The sequence below is a fragment of the Brevibacterium litoralis genome (genome assembly GCF_040212315.1).
Taxonomy (GTDB): Bacteria; Actinomycetota; Actinomycetes; order Actinomycetales; family Brevibacteriaceae; genus Brevibacterium; species Brevibacterium litoralis.
Map to the genome: position 1 here is coordinate 1 of NZ_JBDIUY010000017.1, position 2,352 is coordinate 2,352.

General features: G+C 69.7%; 2 protein-coding genes and 1 pseudogene. All 3 read left to right on the forward strand.

Annotated elements, in window-relative coordinates:
* Positions 1-177, forward strand: a pseudogene (locus AAD496_RS05740) (ornithine carbamoyltransferase); the annotation flags it as partial.
* Entirely contained in the window at positions 174-710 is a 537-nt protein-coding gene (locus tag AAD496_RS05745; RefSeq protein ID WP_349827703.1) for an arginine repressor, read from the forward strand. The pseudogene AAD496_RS05740 and the gene AAD496_RS05745, both read left to right, overlap by 4 nt.
* Before the next feature lie 35 nt (positions 711-745).
* Positions 746-2,188 carry an argininosuccinate lyase gene (argH, locus tag AAD496_RS05750; protein WP_349827704.1) on the forward strand — a complete coding sequence of 481 codons (1,443 nt, stop codon included), beginning with the start codon at positions 746-748 and terminating at the stop codon, positions 2,186-2,188.
* The last annotated feature ends 164 nt before the right edge of the window (positions 2,189-2,352 follow it).

Here is a 2,352-nt window from a genome sequence, read left to right on the forward strand (position 1 = left end):
GTCATGGACACCGCCGCCGAGGGTGCGATCTTCCTCCACTGCCTGCCCGCCTACCGCGGCAGCGAGGTCGCGGCGGAGGTGATCGACGGACCCGCCTCGGTCGTCTTCGACGAGGCGGAGAACCGTCTGCACGCGCAGAAGGCGCTCATGGCCTGGCTGCTGGAGACGTCGGCATGACGGAGGCGGCCCGACCTGACGCCGCGCGCACCGCGGCCCCGGCGACGAAGACGGCCCGACAGCAGCAGATCATCGACATCGTCCGGCGCGGTACCGTCCGGAGCCAGACGGAACTCATGCAGATCCTCGCCGAGCGGGGGGTGTCCGTTACGCAGGCGACCCTCAGCCGTGACCTCGTCGATCTCGGCGCGGTGAAGATCCGGACCGGGTCCGGGTCCGTCTACGCGGTGCCCGGCGAGGGCGGCGACCGGAGCCTGGAGAAGGGCCTGGAGTCGGAGATCCTCGATGCCAAGCTCCGGCGGATCCTCGAGGAACTCCTCGTGAGCGCGACGAGCTCGGACAACCTGGTCGTCCTCCGCACCCCGCCGGGGGCCGCCCAGTACCTGGCCAGCGCGATCGACCACTCGGTCCTGCCCGGCGTCCTCGGTACGATCGCCGGTGACGACACGATCCTCGTGATCGCCGGCGACGGACACACCGGGGAGCAACTGGTCGACCGGTTCCTCACCCTGGCCGGTCCGACCGATCAGTGACATCCTTCCCACCATCCTTCGAAAGAGGCCCATCCGTGAGCAGTGACGAGAACACCCCGACGCCCGAGAAGGTGAGCCTGTGGGGCGGTCGGTTCGCCGACGGTCCCGACGACGCGCTCGCCCAGCTGTCGAAGTCGACGGACTTCGACTGGCGTCTGGCCCCCTACGACCTCGCGGGCTCCCGCGCCCATGCCCGGGTCCTCCACCGGGCCGGGCTCCTGGACGACGCCGAGCTCGACGGGATGATCGCCGCCCTCGACACGCTCGAGGAGAGGGTGAGGACCGGTGAGTTCGTCGCCGCCCAGTCCGACGAGGACGTCCACTCCGGCCTCGAACGCGGCCTGCTGGAGATCGCCGGGCCCGAGCTCGGCGGCAAGCTGCGTGCCGGCCGGTCCCGCAACGACCAGATCGCGACGATGGGCCGGATGTACATCCGTGACAACGCCCGGATCATCGCCGGTCTCGTGCTCGACACCGTCGAGGCGCTCATCACCCAGGCCGCGGCCCACCGCGAGGTGCCGATGCCCGGACGCACCCACCTCCAGCACGCCCAGCCGGTGCTGCTGGCCCATCACCTGCTCGCCCACGCCTGGCCCCTGCTGCGCGACGTCGACCGCCTCATGGATCTCGACGCCCGTGCGAACGTGAGTGCCTACGGGTCCGGTGCGCTCGCCGGGTCCTCGCTCGGCCTCGACCCGCAGGCCGTCGCGGAGGAACTGGGCTTCGGCGACTCCGTGGAGAACTCCATCGACGGCACGGCGTCCCGCGACGTGTTCGCGGAGTTCACCTTCGTCACGGCGATGATCGGTGTCGACCTCAGCCGTCTGTCCGAGGAGATCATCCTGTGGGCGACGAAGGAGTTCGACTTCGTCACGCTCGACGACCGGTTCTCCACCGGGTCCTCGATCATGCCGCAGAAGAAGAACCCCGACGTCGCCGAGCTCACCCGCGGCAAGTCCGGCCGCCTGGTCGGTGACCTCGCGGGTCTCCTCACGACGCTCAAGGGCATGCCGCTGGCCTACAACCGGGATCTGCAGGAGGACAAGGAACCGGTGTTCGACGCCGCGGACACGCTCACCCTCCTCCTCCCCGCCTTCACCGGTATGGTCTCCACCCTCGTCTTCAACGCCGAGAAGATGGAACACCTGGCCCCGCGCGGTTTCGCGCTCGCCACCGACCTCGCCGAGTGGCTGGTCCGCCAGGGCGTGCCCTTCCGTGTCGCCCACGAGCTCTCCGGCGCGGCCGTCAAGGTGGCCGAGTCCCGCGACGTCGAACTGTGGGACCTCACCGACGCCGACTACGCGGAGATCTCCGCGCACTTCACGCCGGAGGTCCGCTCGGTGCTCACCACCATGGGCTCGATCGACTCCCGTGACGCCAAGGGCGGCACCGCCCGCAGTGCGGTCGCGACCCAGCTCGACAACGCGCGTGCGGAACTCGCCCGTCTGCGCGAGTTCGCGACCAGCACCACCCGCTGACCGCAGCCTCCCACCCCCGAGGCGCCCTGCGGTTCCGATGAGAACCTTGGGTTCTAGGGGTCGTTGCAACACTCGTACGGTGGTACGGGCTCACGCAGAAGTTAACAGTTCCCGCAATCGCTCGGCTGGGGTCGCCCAGCCGAGCGTTTTGCGTGGACGCCCAT